Source organism: Caballeronia catudaia (assembly GCF_001544755.2).
Taxonomy (GTDB): Bacteria; Pseudomonadota; Gammaproteobacteria; order Burkholderiales; family Burkholderiaceae; genus Caballeronia; species Caballeronia catudaia.
This window is the reverse complement of sequence record NZ_FCOF02000057.1, coordinates 1-21,240: the sequence shown is the minus strand read 5'-3', so window position 1 is coordinate 21,240 and position 21,240 is coordinate 1. Positions and strand designations below refer to the sequence as shown.

Here is a 21,240-nt window from a genome sequence, read left to right as displayed (position 1 = left end):
CGAAACTTGAATACGTTTAGCCGACAGGCTTGGTCACGTCGGAGGGCACGCGCAGTTCGATCAGGGAGACACCGCTTGCGTCCATCGCACGATGAAGCGCGGGCGTGAACGCGTCGGTCGTCTCGACGCTCTCGCCGTGCGCGCCCAACGCGCGCGCGAACGCAGCGAAATCGATCGCGCCGAGCGCTGTGCCGGTGGTGCGGCCGAACTGGCGGCGCTGGGCGCTGTCGATCGCGCCATACGAGCGGTTGTTCACCACGATCACGAGCAGATCGATTCCGAGCCGCACGGCGGTTTCCAGCTCCTCGGCGTGCATCATGAAGCAGCCGTCGCCCGCCACGGCAACCACCCGCCGGGCTGGTGCGAGGAGCGCCGCGCCGATCGCCGCGGCCAGCCCGTAGCCCATCGCTCCGCTCTTCGGCCCCAATTGCGTGCCTGGCCGGCGATGCCGCAAATAGCGCTGGGGCCACATTGCATAGGCACCCGCACCCGAGGCGACGAGGGCATCGTCGGGCAGCGCGGCGTCGAGCGTGGCGTAGACCACGCGCAGATCGAGCGGACCGGGGCAACTCCCTGTGCTGGCGAAAGCAAGGCGCTCCGCGCGCGCCGCGGTGAGCCACGCAGCGCGCTCGGCATTGGGCGCGTCGGACTCCGGATTCCGGGCGGCAGCATCGGCCCAGGCCTCGACGAACGCGTTCGGATCGGCAGGGATCGCGAGGTCCGCGCAATAGACGCCGTTGAGCTCCGCCGGCTCCGCGTGGATGTGCACCAGCACGTTCGACTGGCGCGGCGGCGTCCAGAGCGTGAAGCCGCTGAAGGCGCCCGCGCCGACGGTGTTCAGTTCGCCGAGTCGCCCGTTCAGTACGATCACGAGATCGGCCTGGACGATGCGTGTAGCGAGTGCGCGGTCGATACCCAGCCCGATTTCGCCGACGAAGTTCGGATGCGCATGATCGATCAGGTCGCGGCGGCGGTAGGTCGTCGCGAGCGGCACGCCGTGCGTGTCGGCGAGCTCGGTCAGGGCGAGCAGCGAGTCGTTTTGCCAGCCGGTGCCCCCGATGATCATGAGCGGCCTCTGTGCCGCCGCAATCAGGGCTCTGAAGTGCGCGAGGTCGGGTGCGGCGGGGGCGGCGGCCGACGGCGACGGACGCGGCAGATCGGCGACCTCGGCCAGCTCGCGCGAGACGTCCTCGGGCAGAACCAGCACGACGGGCCCGCGACGCCCCGACATCGCGACGTGCCAGGCACGCGAGAGCATTTCAGGAATGCGCGCCGCCGATTCGATCAGTCCGACCCACTTGGCGAGCGGGCCGAACACCTGATGGAAATGGCTGACGCCGAGCATCGCTTCGCGCTCCGCGGCGCCCATGGCGGCCTGCCCGACGATCATCACCAGCGGCGCGCTGTCGGTATGCGCGGTATGCACCGCGAGCGTCGCGTTGAGCGCACCAGGCGCGCGCGCCGCCAGACAGACGCCTGGCTGGCCGCTTAATTGCCCGATGGCCTGCGCCGCGAATGTCATACCGGCTTCGTGACGAAAGCTCGCCAGGCGAATCGACGGCGCGCGCACTGCGAGTTCGTCGACGAGCTCCAGAATGCCCTCGCCCGGAATGAAGGTGACGACGGACACTTCGAACTGGCGCAGCGTATCGGCCAGGATCGCCGCGCCGCTGCGGCTTTCGCGCGGCGTCGGCAACATGTTATTTAGCACTTGACCATCCTCGTGAATGGGCGGCGCCGGCCGCCCGCAATGCGTTCGCTCAGAAGCGATGGAAGATGCCCGCCGTCACCGCGAGCTGACGCTTGCTCGTGGACGCGCCGCCGCTGCTTGCATATTCGATGTTCGCGTGCTGCGCGTCGCCCGCGGCGAGCTGGAAGATCGCGTCGACGTAGAGCGCCGTGCGCTTGGACAGGAAGTAGTTGTTGACCAGCACAAACTGATGATACTTCGGCGAGAAATCGGTCGGTTGCACCTTGCCGAGCGTGTAGACGTAGTCGAACGCCGACTGGAAGGCCGGCGTGAAATAGTGGCTCACGTTCGCTTCGATGTTCGTGTAGCCCGCGCGGCCGTGCGTGAGGCCCAGTTGCGCGACGCCCAGGTCGTCGTAGCGGCTGTGGGTGATGACTAGGCTGAGGGTGGTTTGTCCGAGCACATACGAGCCGCCGCCGCCGTAGATTTCCATGCTCGACGGCGCGAGCGCATACGAGACGGTGGGCGACTGCGCCGAGATCGACGGGAAGAGCGCGGTGTTCCAGATCCCTTCGCTCGCTGCCACGGACGGATGGTTCATCCGCATATACGCGGCCGAAAGCGAGAGCGGGCCGCTCGCGTAGTTCAGGCCGAAGCTCGTTGCGCTCTGATTGCCGAAGCTGCCTGCGACGCCGCCGAAGCTGTACATCGCCCCAGCCTGCAGTCCGCGATAGTTCGGCGAGACGTACTTCACTGCGTTGTTGGTGCGGAACTGGAAGTTGAAGTTGTTGTTGTCGCCGACCGTCGCCGCGTAGCCGTTCCAGCGATACGGCGCCGAATACTGCGCAAGCCAGTCCTGCGTGAAGTCGTACTGGCGCCCGAAGGTGAGCGTGCCCAACGTGTCCGACTGCAAACCAACGAACGCCTGACGGCCGAACTCGCGGCCGCCTTGCGACATCGTGCCGGTGTTCGGATTGAAGCCGCCTTCGAGCGTGAAGATCGTGCGCAGCCCGCCCCCCAGATCTTCCACGCCTTTGAAACCCCAGCGGCTCGGTCCGTTGGCCGTCGAAACCGACGGGCCCTTCAGTGAGTTGTTTGTGTAGATGAGGCCTTCCATCACGACGCCGTACAGCGTAACGCTGCTCGACGATGATGTCTGGGCGTGTGCGGCGGTGGCCAATGTAAGCAGCAGCATCGCAGGGCAAATTCGTTTCATGCTTTTATCCCGTGTAGGCGGTGATGATGTGGAGTCGAACCTGGTCTCGAGTGCGGTGAAGCGGCGCATGGATGCGAGCGCCAGATCCGGAGATTAAAAACCGGCACGCCGGCCGACAATCGGGTCAAAAAAGTTAGAACCGAAATCCTCCAATTGAGGATCGGATGACTAGCGGGCGCCACGAGCGCATGCGGGCAAACCCGCATGTTCCGCCGCGCTGAGGCCCGACATCGCGCGGTTCATGTGCGGCTGAGCAGCGGCATGGGCAGCGAATCGAGGGGAGACGCCCAAATAAATAGGCAATCGGACTTGTTTGGGTCGTCGGTCTGCCCGCGCGCGCCGCTTCTTTACACAATGGGCGTCAACCGAGCGCTCCCGTCCACTTCAGGTTCCACTCCATGCGTCCACTCGTTCCTCAATTCGGCATCGCCGCATGTCTCTCGTCGCTCTTGCGCAAACTGCCTGCGCTCGCCGCGGCCGCGGCGCTCATTCATGCGAGCGGCGCGGCCGCCCAGGCCACGACGGTGATCGGCATCGCGAACTTCGGGCCGCATCCCGCGCTCTCCCGCACGATCGCGGGTTTCAAGGAGGAGATGACCAAGCAGGGTTACGTCGACGGCAAGAACGCCGAGTACGTCTACAGCGACGCGAACTTCACGCCGGGCCTGATACCGCAGACGCTCGCGCAGATTGTCGCGAAGCATCCCGCCGTGATTCTCACCGTGACGACGCCCGTCGCGCAGGCCTCGGTGCGCAACGTGTCGAACCGCTCGGTGCCGCTCGTCTTCACGCAGGTGACCAATCCGGTCGCCGCGGGTCTCGTGCCCGACTGGGCGCATGGCAGCGACCGCATCACCGGCACGGCGAGCGTCACGGACTACGACGCGGTGCTCGCATTCGCCAGGAAGGTGTTCCCGAAGGCGAGCTCGTTCGGCGTGCTGTATAACGCAGGCGAAGTCAACGACGTCGCCGCGATCGCGAGCCTCAGGACAGCCGCGAGCAAGGCCGGGCTCGACATGATCGCGACTTCCGTGGATTCGACCGTGGACGTTCCGCAGCGCACGGCCACCATGAAGGGCGTCGGCTTTTTCTATGCGATCGGCTCGAATCTCGTGCAGTCGTCGCTGCCGGCGGTCGCGTCGGTGACGGATCGCATGAAGGTGCCGATCATCAGCGCCGAGCACGAGATGATCAAGAAGGGCGACATCGTCGCGGTCGCCTATGCGCCCTCCTACGAGTCGCAGGGCGCGCACGCCGCCGAGCTTGCCGTGAAGATGCTGCATGGCACGAAGCCTTCTGAGCTTGCGATCTATCGGCCGCAGCAGGACGACTACGTGGCGATCATCAATCGCGCGAAGATGAAGGCGCTGAACCTTCCGATCGCACCGTCGCTCAATGATTGCAACTGCTTCATCAACTGACCATGCGTGCGAACTCTCCCGCGCGGCGGGCACGTACGATCCATGGCGTGAGCATCGGTATCCTGATGCTTGATACGGGATTCATGCGCCTGCCCGGCGACATCGGACACGGCGCGACGTGGCCCTTCCCCGTGCAGTACGCGCTGGTGGAGGGCGTGACCGGACCGCAGGCGATGGCCGCCGCGGCCGGTGACAGCGAGGCCGCCGCGCCGCTGCTCGAGCGCTTCGTCGACGCGGCGAACGGACTCGCACGGCTTGGCGTGGACGCCATCACGACGAGCTGCGGCTTTCTCGTCCTGTTCCAGGAAGCGCTTGCCGCGCGGTGCGCCGTTCCCGTGGCGACGTCGAGCCTGCTGCAGATTCCGCTGGCCGCGAGCCTTCTGCGCCCCGGCCAGCGAGTGGGCGTGCTGACGGCGAAGCGCTCGGCGCTCACCGCCGCGCATCTGCTCGCGGCGCACGCGCCGCACGATCTGCCGGTCGCGGGCCTGCCTGAAGCATCGCGCTTCTTCCAGAACAACCTCACGAACGCGGCGCAGGTGAGCTTCGATGAGCAGGCCGAGGACATCCTCGACTGTGCCGGGCGACTCATCGACGAGCATCGGGACGTCGGCGCGATCGTCAGCGAATGCGCGAATTTCGCGCCGTATTCGGCGCTCATCGCCGCGCGCTTCGGTGTACCGGTATATGACATCGTGAGCCTAGTCGAGTGGCTCCACGCGGGTCTGCGTCCGCGTATCCATCAACAGCCTACGGAGTTGAAGATTTGAGGAACGCATTCCGCGACCTTGCTGCTCACAGGCGCACGCGCTGCCGCGTCGGCATCGACATCGGCGGCACCTTCACCGATCTGGTGCTCGAAACCGGTGAGCGCAGGATCACCCATAAGCTACTCACGACACCGCAGGCGCCCGAACGAGGCGTGCTCGACGGCCTCGCGGCGCTACTTGCGAAGGCGGACGTGGCGCCGGGCTCGCTCGACGCCGTGATGCACGGCACGACGCTGGCCACCAACGCACTGCTGGAACGACGGGGCGCTCGGACCGCGCTACTCACGACCGAGGGCTTTCGCGACGTCATCGAAATGGGCACGGAAAGCCGCTGCGACCAGTACGATCTGATGTTGCGCAAGGCCGACCCGCTCGTGCCACGCTCACTGCGCTTCGCGGTCACGGAGCGCATGAGCGCTCATGGCGATGTGCTGCTGCCGCTCGATCGCCCGATGCTGCAGGCTCAGGCCCGGCAGATCGGCGAAAGCGGCACCCGAAGTCTGGCCATCGGCTTCCTGCACAGCTATGTGAACCCCGCGCACGAACAGCAGGCGGCGGAGATCATCGCGCGCATGTTGCCCTCGCTCGACATCAGCCTCTCGTCCGATGTCTCGCCAGAAATGCGCGAGTTCGAACGCTTCTCGACGACTTGCGTGAATGCCTACGTGAGGCCATTGATTCGCGGCTATCTGGACCGGTTGCGCGCAGGCCTCGATGCACTCGGCGTGCGCGCGCCGCTCCTGATGATGCTGTCAAACGGCGGCCTGTGCGACGTCGCGACTGCATGCCGCTATCCGGTGCGACTGCTGGAGTCGGGACCGGCCGGCGGCGCCCTGCTCGCCGCTCGCCTTGCGCGGGAACATGGCCTCGATCAGGTGCTGTCGGTGGATATCGGCGGAACCACGGCGAAGCTATGCTTCATAGACGGAGGCGAGCCTCAGACCGCGCGCTCCCTCGAAGTCTCGCTGTTCTATCGCTTTAAGGCGGGCAGCGGCATTCCGCTGCGCATTCCCGTGATCGAGCTCTCGGAGATCGGCGCGGGGGGAGGTTCGATCGCGCGCGTCGACGATCTGGGCCGCGTCGCTGTGGGTCCGGAAAGCGCGGGCGCGCAGCCCGGCCCTGTGTGCTATGGGTTGGGCGGCAAGCGCGTCACGCTCACTGACGTCCATCTACACGCGGGCCGCCTCAGCCCCGAATACTTCGCCGCGGGCACGATCGCCCTGGATGCCGCAACAGCCTCGCGAGCGCTCGACGCGCAGATCGCGCAGCCCCTGCGTATCGATACCGACGAAGCCGCTTACGCCGTCGCAGAGATCGCCGATGAAGCGATGGCGCAGGCCGTGCGCGAACATGCGGTCGATACGGGCCGCGGCGTCGCGGGTCGCACGCTGATCGCGTTCGGCGGCTCGGCGCCCTTGCACGCGGCGCGCCTCGCGGACAAACTGCAGATCGACCGTGTGCTGATTCCGGCTCAGGCGGGCGTTGGCTCGGCGCTCGGCTTCCTGCACGCGGCGCTCGCGTTTGAAACCACGCAGAGCCTGCATCAGGACCTCGAGCGCTTCGATGCATCTGCGGTGAACGCGCTGCTCGCCGAGCTGACCGCGCGCGGCCGCGCTGCGCTGGGCGCGCTCGATCCGGACATGCCGAGCTCGACGACGATGCACGCGTTCGTCCGCTACAAGGGACAAGGCCACGAGTTGCGCGTACCGCTCGCGGACGTCCCGTTCGACGAGGACGGTGGCCGGCGCCTGTCGGCCGCCTTCGTCAATGAATACGTGAAGCGCTATGGCCGCTCCATCGAAGGTGCGGGTGTCGAGGCGCTCGGCTGGACCGTCACGGTGACCGGTCATGAAGCGCCCCCCGCGACCCGCGGTGCGCGCCGGGCGCAAGACGCGCCGGCCACTGTCGTGTCGTCGCGAATTGTCGAGACCCGGAAGGTGCTCGATCAGGCGAGCCGCCAGCGTGCGGACTTTGCGGTGGTCGCGCGCAACGCGCTCGCGATGGACGTGAGCCTGACCGGACCAATGATCGTCGTGGACGAGGAAACGACCATCGTCGTGCCGCCGGCTTTCGAGATCCGTGTGCTCCACAACGCCGACATTCTCCTCGAGCGCAGGCCGCTCGCTTCCAGCATAGAGGTATAAGCCATGTCCATCCGACGAGGAGACGACGTCGACGTCGTCACGTTGCAGATCGTCTGGAACCGCCTCATCTCGACCGTGGAGGAACAGGCGCGGCTGCTCATGCGCACCGCCTTCAGTCCGACCGTGCGCGAGGCTGGCGACTTGTCCGCGGGCATCTTTGATGCGCGCGGCCGGCTTGTCGCGCAGGCCGTGACGGGCACCCCGGGTCACGTCAATTCGATGGCGGCGGCCGTGCGCCACTTCGTCGAGCGCTTCCCGGCCGGCTCTATCGGCGGGGACGATCATTTCATCACGAACGACCCGTGGCTCTCCTCGGGCCATCTGCACGATGTGACGGTCGTCTCGCCCGTGTTCGCGAAGGGCGAACTGATCGCGTTTTTCGCCTGCACGTGCCACCAGGTCGATGTCGGCGGACTCGGACAAGGACCGGACGGGCAGTCGGTCTACGAAGAAGGCCTGTTCATTCCGATCATGCGGCTGATGCGCGCGGGCGCGCCCAACCACGATCTGCTGGACATCGTGCGCGCCAATGTGCGCCAGCCGGATCAAGTGGTGGGCGACCTGCTCTCGTACGTGACCGCGAATTCGGTAAGCGGTAAGCGACTCGTTGATACCCTCGGCGAATACGGCATCGACGACTTCCAGGCGCTCGCGGACGTCATCATCGAGCGCTCCCTGCGCGCAACGCGAGCGGCGATCGCCTTGCTGCCCAACGGGCGGTATTCCTACGCGATGCAGATCGACGGTTACGCCACACCCGTCAATCTCGTCGCGGAACTGACCATCGACGGCGACCGGCTGGGCGTCGACTACGCCGGGTCGTCAAGCGCAAGCGCGCGCGGCATCAACCTCGTATTGAACTACACCCGCGCCTATACGCTCTACGCGTTGCGCGCGGCGATCGCACCCGAGATCCCGAACAACGCCGGCTCGCTCCAGCCGTTCGACATCGACGCGCCCGTGGGGTCGATCCTCAACGTGCAGCATCCGTGGCCTGTGAGCGCGCGGCATATCATCGGGCAATTCTTGCCCGACGTCGTGTTCGGCTGCCTTGCCGCCGTGATGCCCGAAAGGGTACCGGCAGAAGGCGCATCGTGCGTGTGGGGCGCCCAGTTGCGCGGCGGTCCGCAGGTCAGCGCACTCGCCGGCACGCCCGAGCACGCGACGCCCGCGTTCGAGACGCTTTTCTTCAACAGCGGCGGCTCCGGCGCTCGAATGGGTGCGGACGGGCTCTCGGCGACCGCCTTCCCAAGCGGCATCAAGGCGATCTCATGCGAGGTGATCGAGGCAGGCAACCCGATCGTGATCTGGAAAAAGGAACTGCTCGATGATTCGGGCGGCACGGGCCGCTGGCGCGGCGGGTCGGGACAGCGTATCGAGATCGGCACCATCAACGGCGCGCCGTTCCAGTTCTTCGGGATGTACGACCGCGTCCAGCGACCCGCGCGCGGCCGTGATGGCGGTGGGCCCGGCCGGTGCGGCTGGGTCGGTCTTGCGGACGGCACGCCGCTCTCGTCGATGGGCCTGCAGACCATTCCCGCGCAGGCGCATCTGCGGCTCGACGTGCCGGGTGGCGGCGGCCACGGCGCGCCTGCTGAAACCTGCGATTAGGCCATTGGAAAAACGCATGCGGGGCCCCGGAAACACCGCACTGAGCCTTCGACGAATGGAGGCGAGAACCTGAAGACGCGACCTACCCACCCTTCATTGTACGGCTTACGGTTCATGAATATGGGCGAATGTGGGCACTACCGTTTATGGTAGCCCTCGTTTGCGACCTGATCGGCTATCTATTGTTCTAACACACAAAAGTATGGTTATGTACCGGCTCGCTTCTACTGTTCACTTGCGGTAGCACTCGCCACAGAGGACTCGCTGTACGACCAGCGGTAGCGTAGCGGTTCTCTCCGCAAAAAAAAGCCATCGGGCTCGTTTAAGCGCGATGGCTCAAGGGCACTTCCGCGTACATAGCAGCAGCGGTGCCTGAGAGACTTCTTCTCCTGCGCGAGCGGGACCAGCATCCCCGCTGGACGCTTTGTACCACGACGGCCGCGGGCTGTTGTCAACAGGTGCGGTTTTCAGGAGACTGTGCACTGTCCCGTCGTATCGATTCGGGACGGCGAACAGTGCCTCGGCTTCCGGGACAATGCTGACTGGAAGTAACGATGCAACGTCACCATCGGGTTCCTGTCTGGCAGGTCCCGGACGCGGCGCCCCAAACGCACCCTGAAGATACTGGCGACGCCATCTGAACAGCAAGTTGGTGTTTATGTCATTGCGACGCGCGACCAGCGATACAGACGCCCCGGGCTCGAGCGTCTGTTCGACCAGTTGTCGTTTGAATTCACGCGCAAAGTTGGGGCGCTTGCCCGGTGCCTCGCATTTGCTATCCACAATCTCGGCCACTTTGGTTCCCATTAAAACATTTGGTGGGAACCAAATTACCCCCGTTCACTGGTGCCCGCAGAACGGCCGACGTGAGACGCATACACCCAAACAGGAAAGCATCCTTTTTAGTCCGACCTGCAAAATTCGATTTCCATCGCGGACGCTTTCCTGCGGTCGACGGGGTTCCTGCGCACTCCGCCGACTCAGGCAGTTGCGGGAGATTCGGGCAAGGTTTCCTGCCATATCTCCGGCAGGCAGCGCAGCCACGCAAGTGCAAGCAATAGGGGGCCAAGCCCCAGACGGACAATGGCACGCAACAACCAGCGTAGGTTATAGCCCACCGCGCACAACACCGCATGTAACGCGTCCCCGGTTTGTCCTTTGAGCCAGCAACGCTGCATGCCATGGTCCTGCTTCACGTGTCCGATTATCGGTTCTATCGCTTGGCGACGTTTTAACCATCGTCGTTGTGTACTGCTTAGCGACTTGTGTTTACCTCGGTGAATTAACTGTACCGGCGCGAGATCGGCATCCACACCGTGATACCCGAGGTCCGCCAGCACGGTCTTCGGCTTTGACACGCCCGGCAGATCCTGAAGCAAGATGGACGTTTGTTCAAGTTGTCCGGACAGGGTATGCCCGTCATAAGGGTTGCCCACAAACGAGCGTGCACCGACAATGAGGCCTTGCTTCTCCGTGATTGCGAGACTCACCTTGACGCCAAACTCATACGGCTGGCGAGCCTTGCCTTTCGAGATGCACTCCACTTCTGGCGCGTGAAGCGCATAGAGCTTGTGCTTATCCTTCGCACGCTGGCGGCAGATACGCCAGGCGCGCTCAAGCCAGATGCTCAAGGACGTCTGTTGCTCAGTGGATGCGTTCGCTAACTTTCTCTCGATGTCACGCAGCAATCGTCCGAGTATCGTGCGCTGACGCTTGAGCACCCTGCGCAATCGCTTGAACTGTTTCGCATGCGCATAGCCACCAGCGCGGCGACGCAATTGTTTCCCCTCTCGCTGGTAGGTTTGCTTCAGTGTCAATCCGGCACGTTGCGCGAGCCTTGCGAGTTTGCCTCGCGCAATCTCCAGCAAACGGCTGTCAGTCGGATGGGCAATCGCTTTCTGCTGCACCGTCGTATCGATAATCACGCGCTCGAACTCGGCCGGCCTCACTGCTCTCATTTGTACGGCCGCTGCTATTGTCGTCGCGAGCAACTCCTCGACACCGGCTTCGCCTAGCGCCTGCCGAAAGCGCACCAGGTTGGTCGGATCGCACGGCATGCGTGGCTGAAAATACTCCTCGCCGCAGAAAAACTGGAAGTACACGTCTTGTGCCCAGCGCTCACAAACCGATTCATCGCTTTCGTTGTACGCATGCTTCAGGTAGAGCAGCCCGACCATCAGCCGGATCGACAGGCGTGGACGTCCGGCAGCGCTGAGGCCCGCACCGGCCAGTTTGGACGCCGTGCCAAACAGATCAATCTCCGCGCTTATCCGGCCTTCGCGAGCACGTCGCTCAAAGATCGGTGTCAACGTCGCCTCAATCGACGTCCATGGCATCCGGTTCGCCAAGACCGCCAGCGGATGTCGTATATCGATCATCGCGTCCAGGCGGCTGCGGAAGAAGTCTGGTGTGCTCATCGGCGTTTCTCACTCCCAGAAGATTGGCCAATTCCATATCGAAACTGGGAGTTCCGCAACCCTCTATTTGCACCTATTCGCACGCGGCGCCTGGCTTCGCGCCATTCTGCGGGACCGACTTTTTATGTGCAGTTTGCTGCACGCCACAGATCCCTGCAAGGCGCGTCGCACTGGCGCGCGTGACGAGCCGTACGACGCAAACTCCGCATAAATTGCGGCTGCGCATTATTCCTCCAATGCAATTATGTGCATTGACGCAAGAACTTTTATTTGCGGGCTCCGACAGCGGCGGTGAACGTGCTGCGGCGATGTACTCATTGATTGGCACATGCACCCTCAATGACATCGATCCGCGCGCTTACCTACACTATGTGTTGGCAAGAATCGCTGACCACAGAATCTCTGCCATCGACGAGCTCTTGCCTTGGCGAGTGGCTGAAAAGCTGCTCGCACCGGCCACGCCCCCACAAGCTAATTAGCCGATCCTCTCGATGCCATCATGCCCCGTCGCGCGGGGCTTGTGCGAACGGCCTTGGTAAGTCGCCTACGCAATGAGCTTGTAACGGACGACGCGATTACCCATGCAATTCGATGTACATGGTCCGTCCGCTGCCGCGAGCAACCCTCGCGCGCTACAATCGCTCGGGTGGCAAATCCCGGCAATAGAAAAGTCCTTCTCGAATTCGTCCGAATTCTCCCAGTCGACAGCACAGCCCGCACACGGCTGCCCGTTATCGCCGTCCACGCGGCGCAGACCAAAGCGGAATTGCCTGACATCGTCAACGTGATGCTGGAGGCGCTTGTTAGGCACCGCTACGAACTACCGCCCGTCACGACGCCCACCCGGATTGCCAGCCACGCCCGCAGTCAGTTCCATGAATCGATTTACCCCGCAAGGATCCCGTCAGAACGCGGCGGCTTAGTCCCACACTTTCGGTTTGTAACGCTTGCCCGCCATTAATCTTGATCGCGCTTGTCTAATGGCAACGTCGAAATCTTGTTCGGTTGCTAAGTGCTTATGATCGACGCTTACTAACCATCCCTGACTCGACTTGCACCATCGAATACGGCCCTCTTGGTAAGCCAAGCAGAACCAGCGCCACAAATCCGCATCCTCCTGGTTCGCGCGATTGGCGGCTTGCGTTCGTGCACCTTCCCCAAGCCTAGTCGTGTTGAATTGAAGCTTTGGAGTCTGCATCTTCGCCCCCTATGTCTAATTCATTAGAGCGCCTCGACAAGCCGAGGAACTGCGCTGAATAGATCGTCGACCAGTCCATAGTCCGCCACGCTGAAAATCGGTGCTTCGGCGTCTTTGTTAATGGCGACGATGACCTTCGAGTCCTTCATGCCCGCAAGATGTTGAATCGCACCCGAGATACCGACCGCGACATACAACTGCGGCGCGACGATCTTGCCCGTCTGCCCGACTTGGAAATCGTTCGGCGCATAGCCCGCATCCACCGCCGCACGTGATGCTCCCAGCGCCGCGCCCAACTTGTCTGCAAGCGGTTCGAGCACCTGCGCGTAATTCTCGCCGCTGCCGAGGCCACGACCGCCGGACACGATGGTTTGGGCACTCGTCAACTCGGGGCGATCCAGCTTCGTCAATTCGCGGCTCACGAACTGCGAGATACCCGCGTCTGCCGCGGCTTCGATCTTCTCGACCAAAGCGCCACCGCCTTCGGCGGCAACCGGATCGAAGCCCGTCGCACGAACGGTGATGACCTTGATGGGATCGACCGATTGCACGATCGCGATTGCGTTGCCCGCATAGATTGGGCGCTCGAACGTGTCGGCAGTATCAACCCCCGTGATATCGCTGATCTGCGCGACATCGAGCGTCGCGGCAATACGCGGTGCGATGTTCTTGCCGAACGCGGTTGCGGGCGCGAGGATGTGCGAGTAGCCCTTCGCGATGTTCACTACTGTCTTTTCGACGTTTTCCGCAAGACCTTCAGCCAGTTGCACCGCGTCGGCGAGCAGCACCTTCGACACACCTGCAATCTTAGCCGCCTCGTCCGCCGCCTCCGTTGCGTTGTGGCCCGCAACCAGCACGTGGATGTCCTGATGCCCGAACGTCGAAATGACCGCCGCAGCTGCCATTGTGTTCAGCGTGCTGGCTTTAATCGACGAATTGTTATGTTCAGCAATGACAAGAATCGCCATGATCTCCTCCTTTACAGCACTTTGGCTTCGAATTTCAGCTTCTCGACCAGCGTCTTCACGTCCGGCACCTTCACGCCAGCGGAGCGCTTTGACGGCTCGGTGACTTTCAGCGTTTTCAGGCGTGGCGCGACATCGACACCCAGATCAGCGGGCTTCACCGTAGTCAATGGTTTCTTCTTCGCCTTCATGATGTTCGGCAGCGTTACATAGCGCGGCTCGTTCAGGCGAAGATCGGTCGTGACGACTGCAGGCAGCGTGAGCGACAGCGTTTCCGCACCGCCATCGACTTCACGCGAAACCGTGGCCTTGCCATCGGCAATCACGACCTTCGATGCGAAGGTCGCCTGCGGCAGACTCGCCAATGCGGCGAGCATCTGACCGGTCTGGTTCGAATCGTCGTCGATCGCCTGCTTGCCGAGAATCACGAGTTCCGGCTTCTCCTGATCGGCCAGCGCCTTCAAAATCTTCGCCACCGCCAGCGGCTGCAGTTCATCTGCGGATTCGACGAGAATCGCGCGATCCGCGCCGATGGCCAGCGCCGTGCGCAACGTCTCCTGACATTGCCTCACACCGCAAGAAACCGCGATCACTTCCGTAGCAACGCCCGCTTCCCTCAGACGCACCGCTTCTTCCACGGCGATCTCGTCGAACGGGTTCATCGACATCTTCACATTGGCGATATCGACGCCTGTGTTATCCGATTTCACCCGGACCTTCACGTTGTAGTCGACCACGCGCTTGACTGGCACCAAAATCTTCATAGTTAGACGTTTCTCCTGTTTTTCCATAAACCGCCAAGCGGTCCCAAATGCGCTCTCAAGTAGGCGTGTCAGTGCGCCGGTTTAGTCGTGTGTGCACGAATCCCCAAGCGCGAAAGGAGCTGCTTGTCCGCTTCCGCCTGCGGATTGCTTGTCGTCAGAAGTTGGTCGCCGTAGAAGATCGAGTTCGCGCCCGCCGCGAAGCACAGCGCCTGCAGCGCTTCGTCCATCTGCTCGCGTCCGGCGGAGAGCCGCACCATCGCCTTGGGCATCGTGATGCGCGCGACCGCGATCGTGCGCACGAACTCGAACGGATCGAGTGCATCGACGCCCGTGAGCGGCGTGCCCGCCACCTGCACGAGATTGTTGATCGGCACCGATTCCGGATACGGCTCCATGTTCGCGAGCTGCGAGATCAGCCCAGCGCGCTCGCGCCGCGATTCGCCCATGCCGACGATCCCGCCGCAGCACACGTTGATGCCCGCGTCGCGTACGTGTTCGAGCGTATCGAGGCGGTCCTGATACGTACGCGTCGAGATGATCTGGCCGTAGAACTCCGGCGACGTATCGAGATTGTGGTTGTAGTAATCGAGACCGGCATCGCGCAGACCTTGCGCCTGATGCGCTTCCAGCATGCCGAGCGTCATGCAGGTTTCGAGGCCCATCGCCTTGACGCCGCGGATCATGTCCTTGATCGGCTCCAGATGACGATCCTTCGGATTGCGCCACGCCGCGCCCATGCAGAAGCGCGTTGCGCCGTTAGACTTCGCGACTTCGGCCGCCTTCAGCACCGTGTCGACGTCCATCAGCTTTTCGGCTTTGAGGCCGGTCTCGTGATGCACCGACTGCGGACAATACGCGCAGTCTTCCTCGCAGCCGCCCGTCTTGATCGAGAGCAGCGTGGAAAGCTGCACCGCGTTCGGGTCGAAATGCTCGCGATGCGCGGTTTGCGCGCGATACAGCAAATCGTTGAACGGAAGCTCGTACAGCGCGACGACATCGGCGACGCGCCAGCGCTGCATCGGCTGCGGCGTGGGCTGGGCGGGAGCCTCAGCGGTGATTTGCTGTTTCATGGATTCAATCCTTTTGATGAAGCTGGCCTGTCAGAAGGCCGATATCGAGATGATGTGCAGCGCGCGCGGCATCGGAAGGCGCGAGATGTGGGATCAAGCAGCCGAGCCGCATGCCGACGACGAGCACTACCGGCAGGTTCAGCGCGAGCGCGAGATCGGCGGTGTCGTGCGAGTCGTCGAGCGGCACGCGAAAGCCGCCGACGCCTTCCACGACGACGACATCCGCCTTTGTCGATGCCATGCGATGCGTGTCGACGATGCGAGCGATATCGAGCGTGACGCCCTCGCGCGCGGCGGCGATATGCGGCGCGACCGGTTCGCGCATCATGAACGGCGTGCGAATCTCGTTCGGCAGCGCGGCGCTCGCGGCGGCGTCGAGCTGATCGGCGTCTTCGTTGTGCAGCACGCCGTCGCGCTCCACCGCGCCCGACGCGATCGGTTTCATCGCGGCGGCGCGCAGGCCCGCGCGCGCGAAGCCGTGCAGCAGCGCGCAACAGACGAGCGTCTTGCCGATTTCCGTATGGTGCGGGCGACGAACAGGGATAAAGCGGTCATAGCGTATCCAATGCGTAATCGAGGCGCGCGAGATCGTCCTGGCTGTGCGCGCCAGAAAGCGAGATGCGCAGGCGCGATGTGTTTTGCGGCACCGTCGGCGGACGAATCGCGGGCACCCAGAGGCCGTGCTTGTCGAGCGCGGCGGCGATTTCTAGGGTCTCGTCGTTGCCGCCGATCACGAGCGGCTGCACGGCGGTATGCGAATCGACGGGCATCCAACGCGTTTTCTTCAGCATCGCGCGCGTGGTTTCGATGAGCGAGGCGAGATGCGCGCGCCTTTGGTCGCCTTCATCACCCGCAATGATTTCGATGCTCTTCGATACCGCATGCGCGACCGCGGGCGCCGACGCTGTCGTGAAAATATACGGACGCGCGCGCTGAATTAGCCATTCGACGACGGTTACATCCGCCGCAACGAACGCGCCAGAGACGCCCGCCGCCTTGCCGAGCTTGCCGACATAGACGAGATGCGGCGAACGCAGCGCGTAGTGCGCCAGCGCGCCGCGCCCTTGCGGGCCGAGCACACCGAAACCGTGCGCGTCGTCGACGATCAGCCACGCGCCGTATTTCTCCGCGAGTTCGACCAGACGCGCGAGCGGCGCGATATCGCCGTCCATGCTGAACACCGTGTCGGTGACGATGAGCTTCGTCGCGGCCTGGTCGCGCGAGGCGTCGAGCATTGCGTCGAGCGCGTCCATGTCGGCGTGCGGATAGATCTGCGTTTCAGCCCGCGAAAGCCGCACGCCGTCGATCAGCGACGCGTGGTTCGGCGCGTCCGAGTACACGAGCGTGCCGCGTCCGGCGAGCGCGGTCACGACCGCGAGGTTCGCCATGTAGCCGGTGCTGAAGTACAACGCGCGCGGGTTGTCGACGAAGCCGCCCGAGAACGCGGCGAGATCGTCCTCGAGCCGCGCGTGCGCGCGCGAATGGCCGCCGAGCAGATGCGAGCCGCCGCTGCCCGCGCCATACAGCGAAGCGCCTTCCGCGAGCGCCGCGCGGATCGCTTCGTGCGCGGTGAGGCCGAGATAGTCGTTGCTCGCGAAGCCGACGATCGCGCGGCCATCGACGGTCAAATGCGCGGAGCACGCGCCATCGATGGTTTTGCGGCGTCGGCGCAGGCCGCGCGCGTCGATATCAGCGAGACCTTGTTTCAGCGTTTCGTACAACGCTTGCGATGTCGTGCTCATGCGACGGCCTCCGCAAGCGTGGCGTCGAGCGTGTCCCGCGTGCGCTCTGCGAGCAGCGCGAGCTCGTCGTCGGAGAGAATGTACGGTGGCATCATGTAGATCGTCGTGCCGATGGGGCGCATCAGCAATTCGCGCTGCATCGCTTTGGCGAAGAAGCGGCGCGAGAAGGTTTTGTCGTCGATGTCGACATCGAGCGCGAAGATCGTTCCGCTGCTGCGCAGATTGCGCACGCGCGCATGCATCGAAAAGCGGCTGCAAGGCTTCGCGCAGCAACGCGGACTTGCGCCGGTTTTCGGCGAGCACGTTGGCGCTGTCGAACAGATCGAGCGTCGCGAGCGCGGCGCGGCACGCGAGCGGATTGCCTGTGTACCAATGCGAGTGCAGGAAGCCACGCGTCACGTCGTCGTCGTAGAAGGCGGCGTAAATTTCGTCGCGTGTAAGGACGATCGAAAGCGGCAGGTAACCGCCGCTGATGCCCTTCGACAAGCAAATGAAATCCGGCCAGATGCCCGCCTGCTCGCACGCGAAAAAAGTACCGGTGCGCCCGCACCCGACCGCGATTTCATCAGCGATCAGATGCACGGCGAATTCGTCGCACAACGCGCGCAATCGTGTGAGATACGACGCGTCGTACATCAACATGCCGGCCGCGCATTGCACGAGCGGCTCGACGATCACCGCCGCGAGATTCGATGCGCGCTCCTCGAACAACGCGCGCATCGCGGCGATGGCGTCATCGACGCCGACCGCCGCCGGCGATGCGACGACATGCGCGTGACGAATCAACGCATCGTAGGCGTCTTTGAAGAGGACGACATCGGTCACGCCGAGCGCGCCGAGGGTTTCGCCGTGGTAGCTGTTCGCGAGGCACGCGAACTCGCGCTTTTCCGCATGGCCGCGATTGCGCCAGAAGTGAAAGCTCATCTTCAGCGCGATTTCGACCGCCGACGCACCGTCCGACGCGAAAAACGCATGACCGAGCGTGCGCCGCGTGAGCGCTGAAAGACGCTCCGCCAGTTCGACGGCCGGCGCGTGCGTGCAGCCCGCATGCATCGCGTGTTCGAGCGTGTCGAGCTGGTCCATCAGCGCGCGGTTGATGTCGTCGTTCGCGTGACCGAAAAGATTGACCCACCACGAACTGATCGCATCGAGATAGCGATTCCCTTCTGGATCGTAGAGCCATGCGCCCTTGCCTCGCGCAATCGGCACGAGTGGCACGTGCTCGTGATGTTTCATTTGGGTGCACGGGTGCCACACCGCTGCAAGCGAGCGTACCACCCGGTCTTGATTGGCTTCAGCTTTCAAAGCACACCTCCCAGGCCCGAATATGTACTGCGGGCCGCAAATCTCAGACGAGCCAGGACGGCTTTCTCTTCTCGAGAAAGCTGCGAACGCCTTCTCTTCCTTCTTCCGAGGCGCGAATTCGGGCAATCCGGTCTGCTGTATCAGCGACAAGATCATCATCGATTTCGCGGTGAGCAAAATCCGAAACCAGTCGCTTACATTCGCTCACAGCGTTTGGACTGTTCGCCACGATGGCTTTCGCTATCGCGTCAACGCTCTCATCCAGCTGGTCGGAGCTCACAACTTGATGAACGAATCCGATTCGCAAGGCCTCAGCTGCGTCGAATTTTTCGGCACTCACGAAGTACCGGTGAGCCGCTCGGGCTCCCATCGCACGAATGACGTACGGCGCAATCGTTGCCGGCATCAGACCGAGTCTCGCCTCGGAGAGGCAAAAGTTGGCCGAAGCTACACTCACTGCGATATCGCAAGCAGCGACGAGCCCCGTTCCTCCTGCGTAGGCGTCGCCCTGTATGCGGGCGATGACTGGCTTGCGGCTTGCGTGGATGGTGTTGAGCATCGTCGCAAGGTTGAGCGCATCGGCTCGGTTCTCCGCTTCCGAGTACCCTGCCATACGCTTCATCCAGTTCAAATCGGCTCCTGCACAGAAAGCCGGACCGTTTGCGGCGAGGATAATCACGCGTACGTTGCTATCGGCGTCAAGCCCACGAAACGCAGCAGTCAGCTCAAGAATAGTGGTGTCATCGAAGGCGTTTCGAACTTCGGGACGGTCTAATGTCACGCGGGCGACATGCCCATTGACCTCAGCGGTTAGACGTTGAGTTGACTGGGTGCTCATGTTGTCTCCTGAATTTCTATTTGTGCTTTTAGTTTGAACATCCAATTGCTTCAGTTCGAGCCAACAGCGCTCGTCCCGCTCTCGAACCATTAGCCTTGTTGATTTGCTGGCTGATAAAATCGCCCGCTGCAATTACCTGATTCAGGTCGATCCCAGTCTCTATGCCCAGCCCATTGAGCATATACAGGACATCTTCCGTCGCGACGTTTCCAGTGGCCCCGCGTGCATAAGGGCATCCTCCCAAGCCTGCTACCGAGGAATGGAATATGGATATCCCTTCCTGTAGTGCGGCCAGAATGTTCGGTAGCGCCTGACCATAGGTGTCGTGGAAGTGCCCCGACAAGCGCTCGATTGGAAAGACTCCTGATGCCGCTCTTACGACATCGGATACCTGCCCTGCTGTACCAACGCCGATCGTATCGGCAATGTCGATCTCATCACAGCCGAGCTCCGCAAAGCGAGCAATAATATCGAGTACCGATGCGACCGAAACCTCGCCTTGGTATGGGCAACCGAAACAACATGAGATGCTTCCTCGCAACCGTAGTCCCGCTTCCTTAGCAGCTTTGGCGACGGGAACGAAGCGACTTACGGACTCTGCGATAGAACAGTTAATGTTGCGTTGCGAGAATGCTTCGCTTGCCGCACCGAAAATGACAACCTCATCCGCACGCCCTTCGATGGCTCCTTCCAAGCCACGAAGATTTGGCGTAAGAACGGAGTAGATCACCCTATCACGACGGTTTATAGACGCCATCACATCGGCGGCATCGCCCATTTGAGGAACCCACTTCGGGGAAACGAATGACGTGACCTCGATATTCTCGAAACCTGCGCTCGAAAGCCGATTCACCAGTTCAACTTTCACCTGGGTTGAGACTTGCGTCTTTTCGGCTTGTAGGCCATCACGGGGCCCAACCTCCACGATCTTGACCCGTTTTGGAAGGGATTTAAGGGCACCATAAGATTCCACTGTGTCGCCCATCATTTCGATATCTCCAGGACTAGCAACTGAGCTCCGTCCGCAACTTGGTCGCCAACTTCGAACAGGATTTCGCCAACGATGCCCGTCGCGGGGGCGACGATGGTGTGCTCCATCTTCATCGCTTCCATCACGATCAGCGGAGCGCCTCTTTCGACGAGTGCTCCCGCCTCCACAAGAACTCCAACCACCTTCCCTGGCATCGGCGCAGTGAGTCGCCCTTCTTGTTCGACGTCGCCAGCATGAGCCATCAGGTTCTGCCATTCGAAAGCGAACGCCGCTCCTTCGAGGAACACGTGAAAGACATCACCGTCAATGAAAACGTGGCCCTTGACAAGCCGATTGTCGAGCAGCACTGTAAAGGAGGTGTCACCACTGTGCGACCAGTCGTAGCGCTCACTCTTCCCATTCAGCTCCACACGCTTGTTGCCCGACTGGCCGGCCTTCTTAAAGACCACTTTCAACGTTTCATCAGTGTCGATTGCACGCCAATTCAAATCCTGACTGTAGTCGCCCGACATCCGCCAATGCGACAAGGCATCCCACGGTGAATTGCCGTGCGCTGCACCTCCCTCGCGCGTGAGCAAAGCCGCGCAGGCCAGCACGATGGCACTTTTGCGCGACACCGATGATGGTGCGAACAGCGCATCGTGATGACGCTCGATTAGGCCTGTATCGAGATCACCCGCCGTGAACGGCTCGCTCTTAACAATCCGATCCAGAAACTCGACGTTCGTATGTAAGCCAACGATCTCGCACTCTGCGAGTGCACGAGCCATCCGAACGAGCGCGTCGGGCCGGTCGTGTCCACGCACAATCAGCTTCGCGATCATCGGATCGTAGAACGGCGTGATCACGTCGCCCTGACGCACGCCGCTGTCGACGCGCACGTCGCCGTCGATCGTGAATTCCACTGCGTGCGGCGTGCTCATGTGCTTGAGCGTGCCCGTCGACGGCAGAAAGCCGCGCGACGGATTTTCCGCGTAGATGCGCGCCTCGATCGCGTGGCCGTGCACCTTCAGTTCGTCCTGCCTGAGCGGCAGCGGCTCGCCCGCCGCCACGCGCAGTTGCCATTCGACGAGATCGAGGCCCGTGACCATCTCCGTCACC

At 62.7% G+C, this 21,240-nt stretch carries 15 protein-coding genes and 4 pseudogenes; 6 read left to right on the top strand and 13 right to left on the bottom strand.

Going from position 1 to position 21,240, the window contains the following annotated elements; genetic code table 11:
• Positions 1-16 precede the first annotated feature (16 nt).
• Together AWB75_RS32495 and AWB75_RS32490 are read right to left on the bottom strand one after the other, a co-directional pair.
• Positions 17-1,711, bottom strand: coding sequence for a thiamine pyrophosphate-dependent enzyme (locus AWB75_RS32495; RefSeq protein WP_235012343.1), 1,695 nt, complete (start codon positions 1,709-1,711; stop codon positions 17-19).
• Positions 1,712-1,760: 49 nt separating this feature from the next.
• Entirely contained in the window at positions 1,761-2,906 is a 1,146-nt protein-coding gene (locus AWB75_RS32490) for a porin (RefSeq protein WP_061128099.1), read from the bottom strand.
• Between the two features lie 398 nt (positions 2,907-3,304).
• Here AWB75_RS32490 and AWB75_RS32485 point away from each other — a divergent pair, with 398 nt between their 5' ends.
• Genes AWB75_RS32485 through AWB75_RS32470 form a run of 4 tightly spaced genes read left to right on the top strand, consistent with a single transcriptional unit; the run spans position 3,305 to position 8,849 of the window.
• Positions 3,305-4,327, top strand: coding sequence for an ABC transporter substrate-binding protein (locus tag AWB75_RS32485; protein WP_087087113.1), 1,023 nt, complete (start codon positions 3,305-3,307; stop codon positions 4,325-4,327).
• Positions 4,328-4,329: 2 nt separating this feature from the next.
• Positions 4,330-5,094, top strand: a complete 765-nt coding sequence (locus AWB75_RS32480; RefSeq protein WP_061128098.1) for an aspartate/glutamate racemase family protein — start codon at positions 4,330-4,332, stop codon at positions 5,092-5,094.
• Positions 5,091-7,238, top strand: a complete 2,148-nt coding sequence (locus AWB75_RS32475; RefSeq protein WP_061128097.1) for a hydantoinase/oxoprolinase family protein — start codon at positions 5,091-5,093, stop codon at positions 7,236-7,238. Before AWB75_RS32480 ends, AWB75_RS32475 begins: the two co-directional genes overlap by 4 nt.
• A gap of 3 nt (positions 7,239-7,241) precedes the next feature.
• Complete coding sequence (locus AWB75_RS32470; protein ID WP_061128096.1) at positions 7,242-8,849, top strand: hydantoinase B/oxoprolinase family protein; 1,608 nt, start codon at positions 7,242-7,244, stop codon at positions 8,847-8,849.
• 336 nt (positions 8,850-9,185) lie between these two features.
• On the opposite strand, the gene AWB75_RS32465 is transcribed toward AWB75_RS32470, so the two are convergent.
• The gene (locus AWB75_RS32465) at positions 9,186-9,656 is read right to left on the bottom strand and encodes a transposase (protein ID WP_087087112.1); all 471 of its coding nucleotides are present in this window, start codon (positions 9,654-9,656) and stop codon (positions 9,186-9,188) included.
• A 173-nt stretch (positions 9,657-9,829) separates the two neighbouring features.
• A complete protein-coding gene (locus AWB75_RS32460; protein ID WP_061128095.1) occupies positions 9,830-11,266 on the bottom strand; it encodes an IS5 family transposase in 1,437 nt (478 codons plus the stop codon).
• 266 nt (positions 11,267-11,532) lie between these two features.
• Between AWB75_RS32460 and AWB75_RS32455 the strand changes: the two are divergent.
• Together AWB75_RS32455 and AWB75_RS39570 are read left to right on the top strand one after the other, a co-directional pair.
• Positions 11,533-11,745: pseudogene (locus AWB75_RS32455) on the top strand (transposase domain-containing protein); the annotation flags it as partial.
• A gap of 94 nt (positions 11,746-11,839) precedes the next feature.
• Positions 11,840-12,161: pseudogene (locus AWB75_RS39570) on the top strand (Tn3 family transposase); the annotation flags it as partial.
• Between the two features lie 326 nt (positions 12,162-12,487).
• Here AWB75_RS39570 and AWB75_RS32445 read toward each other — a convergent pair.
• From AWB75_RS32445 to AWB75_RS32405, 9 genes and pseudogenes are all read right to left on the bottom strand, one after another.
• Entirely contained in the window at positions 12,488-13,432 is a 945-nt protein-coding gene (locus AWB75_RS32445) for an electron transfer flavoprotein subunit alpha/FixB family protein (protein ID WP_061128094.1), read from the bottom strand.
• A gap of 11 nt (positions 13,433-13,443) precedes the next feature.
• Positions 13,444-14,193, bottom strand: coding sequence for an electron transfer flavoprotein subunit beta/FixA family protein (locus AWB75_RS32440; protein WP_061128093.1), 750 nt, complete (start codon positions 14,191-14,193; stop codon positions 13,444-13,446).
• Positions 14,194-14,261: 68 nt separating this feature from the next.
• A complete protein-coding gene (gene bioB, locus AWB75_RS32435) occupies positions 14,262-15,263 on the bottom strand; it encodes a biotin synthase BioB (RefSeq protein WP_061128092.1) in 1,002 nt (333 codons plus the stop codon).
• Positions 15,264-15,321: 58 nt separating this feature from the next.
• Positions 15,322-15,818, bottom strand: a pseudogene (gene bioD, locus AWB75_RS32430) (dethiobiotin synthase); the annotation flags it as partial.
• Entirely contained in the window at positions 15,815-17,005 is a 1,191-nt protein-coding gene (bioF, locus tag AWB75_RS32425) for an 8-amino-7-oxononanoate synthase (RefSeq protein WP_061128091.1), read from the bottom strand. The gene bioF and the pseudogene bioD, both read right to left, overlap by 4 nt.
• Positions 17,002-18,310, bottom strand: a pseudogene (locus tag AWB75_RS32420) (adenosylmethionine--8-amino-7-oxononanoate transaminase). Before AWB75_RS32420 ends, bioF begins: the two are co-directional and overlap by 4 nt.
• Before the next feature lie 43 nt (positions 18,311-18,353).
• The gene (locus AWB75_RS32415; RefSeq protein ID WP_061128090.1) at positions 18,354-19,148 is read right to left on the bottom strand and encodes an enoyl-CoA hydratase/isomerase family protein; all 795 of its coding nucleotides are present in this window, start codon (positions 19,146-19,148) and stop codon (positions 18,354-18,356) included.
• A 28-nt stretch (positions 19,149-19,176) separates the two neighbouring features.
• Positions 19,177-20,133 carry a hydroxymethylglutaryl-CoA lyase gene (locus AWB75_RS32410; RefSeq protein WP_061128112.1) on the bottom strand — a complete coding sequence of 319 codons (957 nt, stop codon included), beginning with the start codon at positions 20,131-20,133 and terminating at the stop codon, positions 19,177-19,179.
• Positions 20,133-21,240 (bottom strand): biotin/lipoyl-containing protein (locus AWB75_RS32405; protein ID WP_327220276.1); only part of this gene is annotated, 1,108 nt, incomplete at its 5' end. The genes AWB75_RS32405 and AWB75_RS32410, both read right to left, overlap by 1 nt.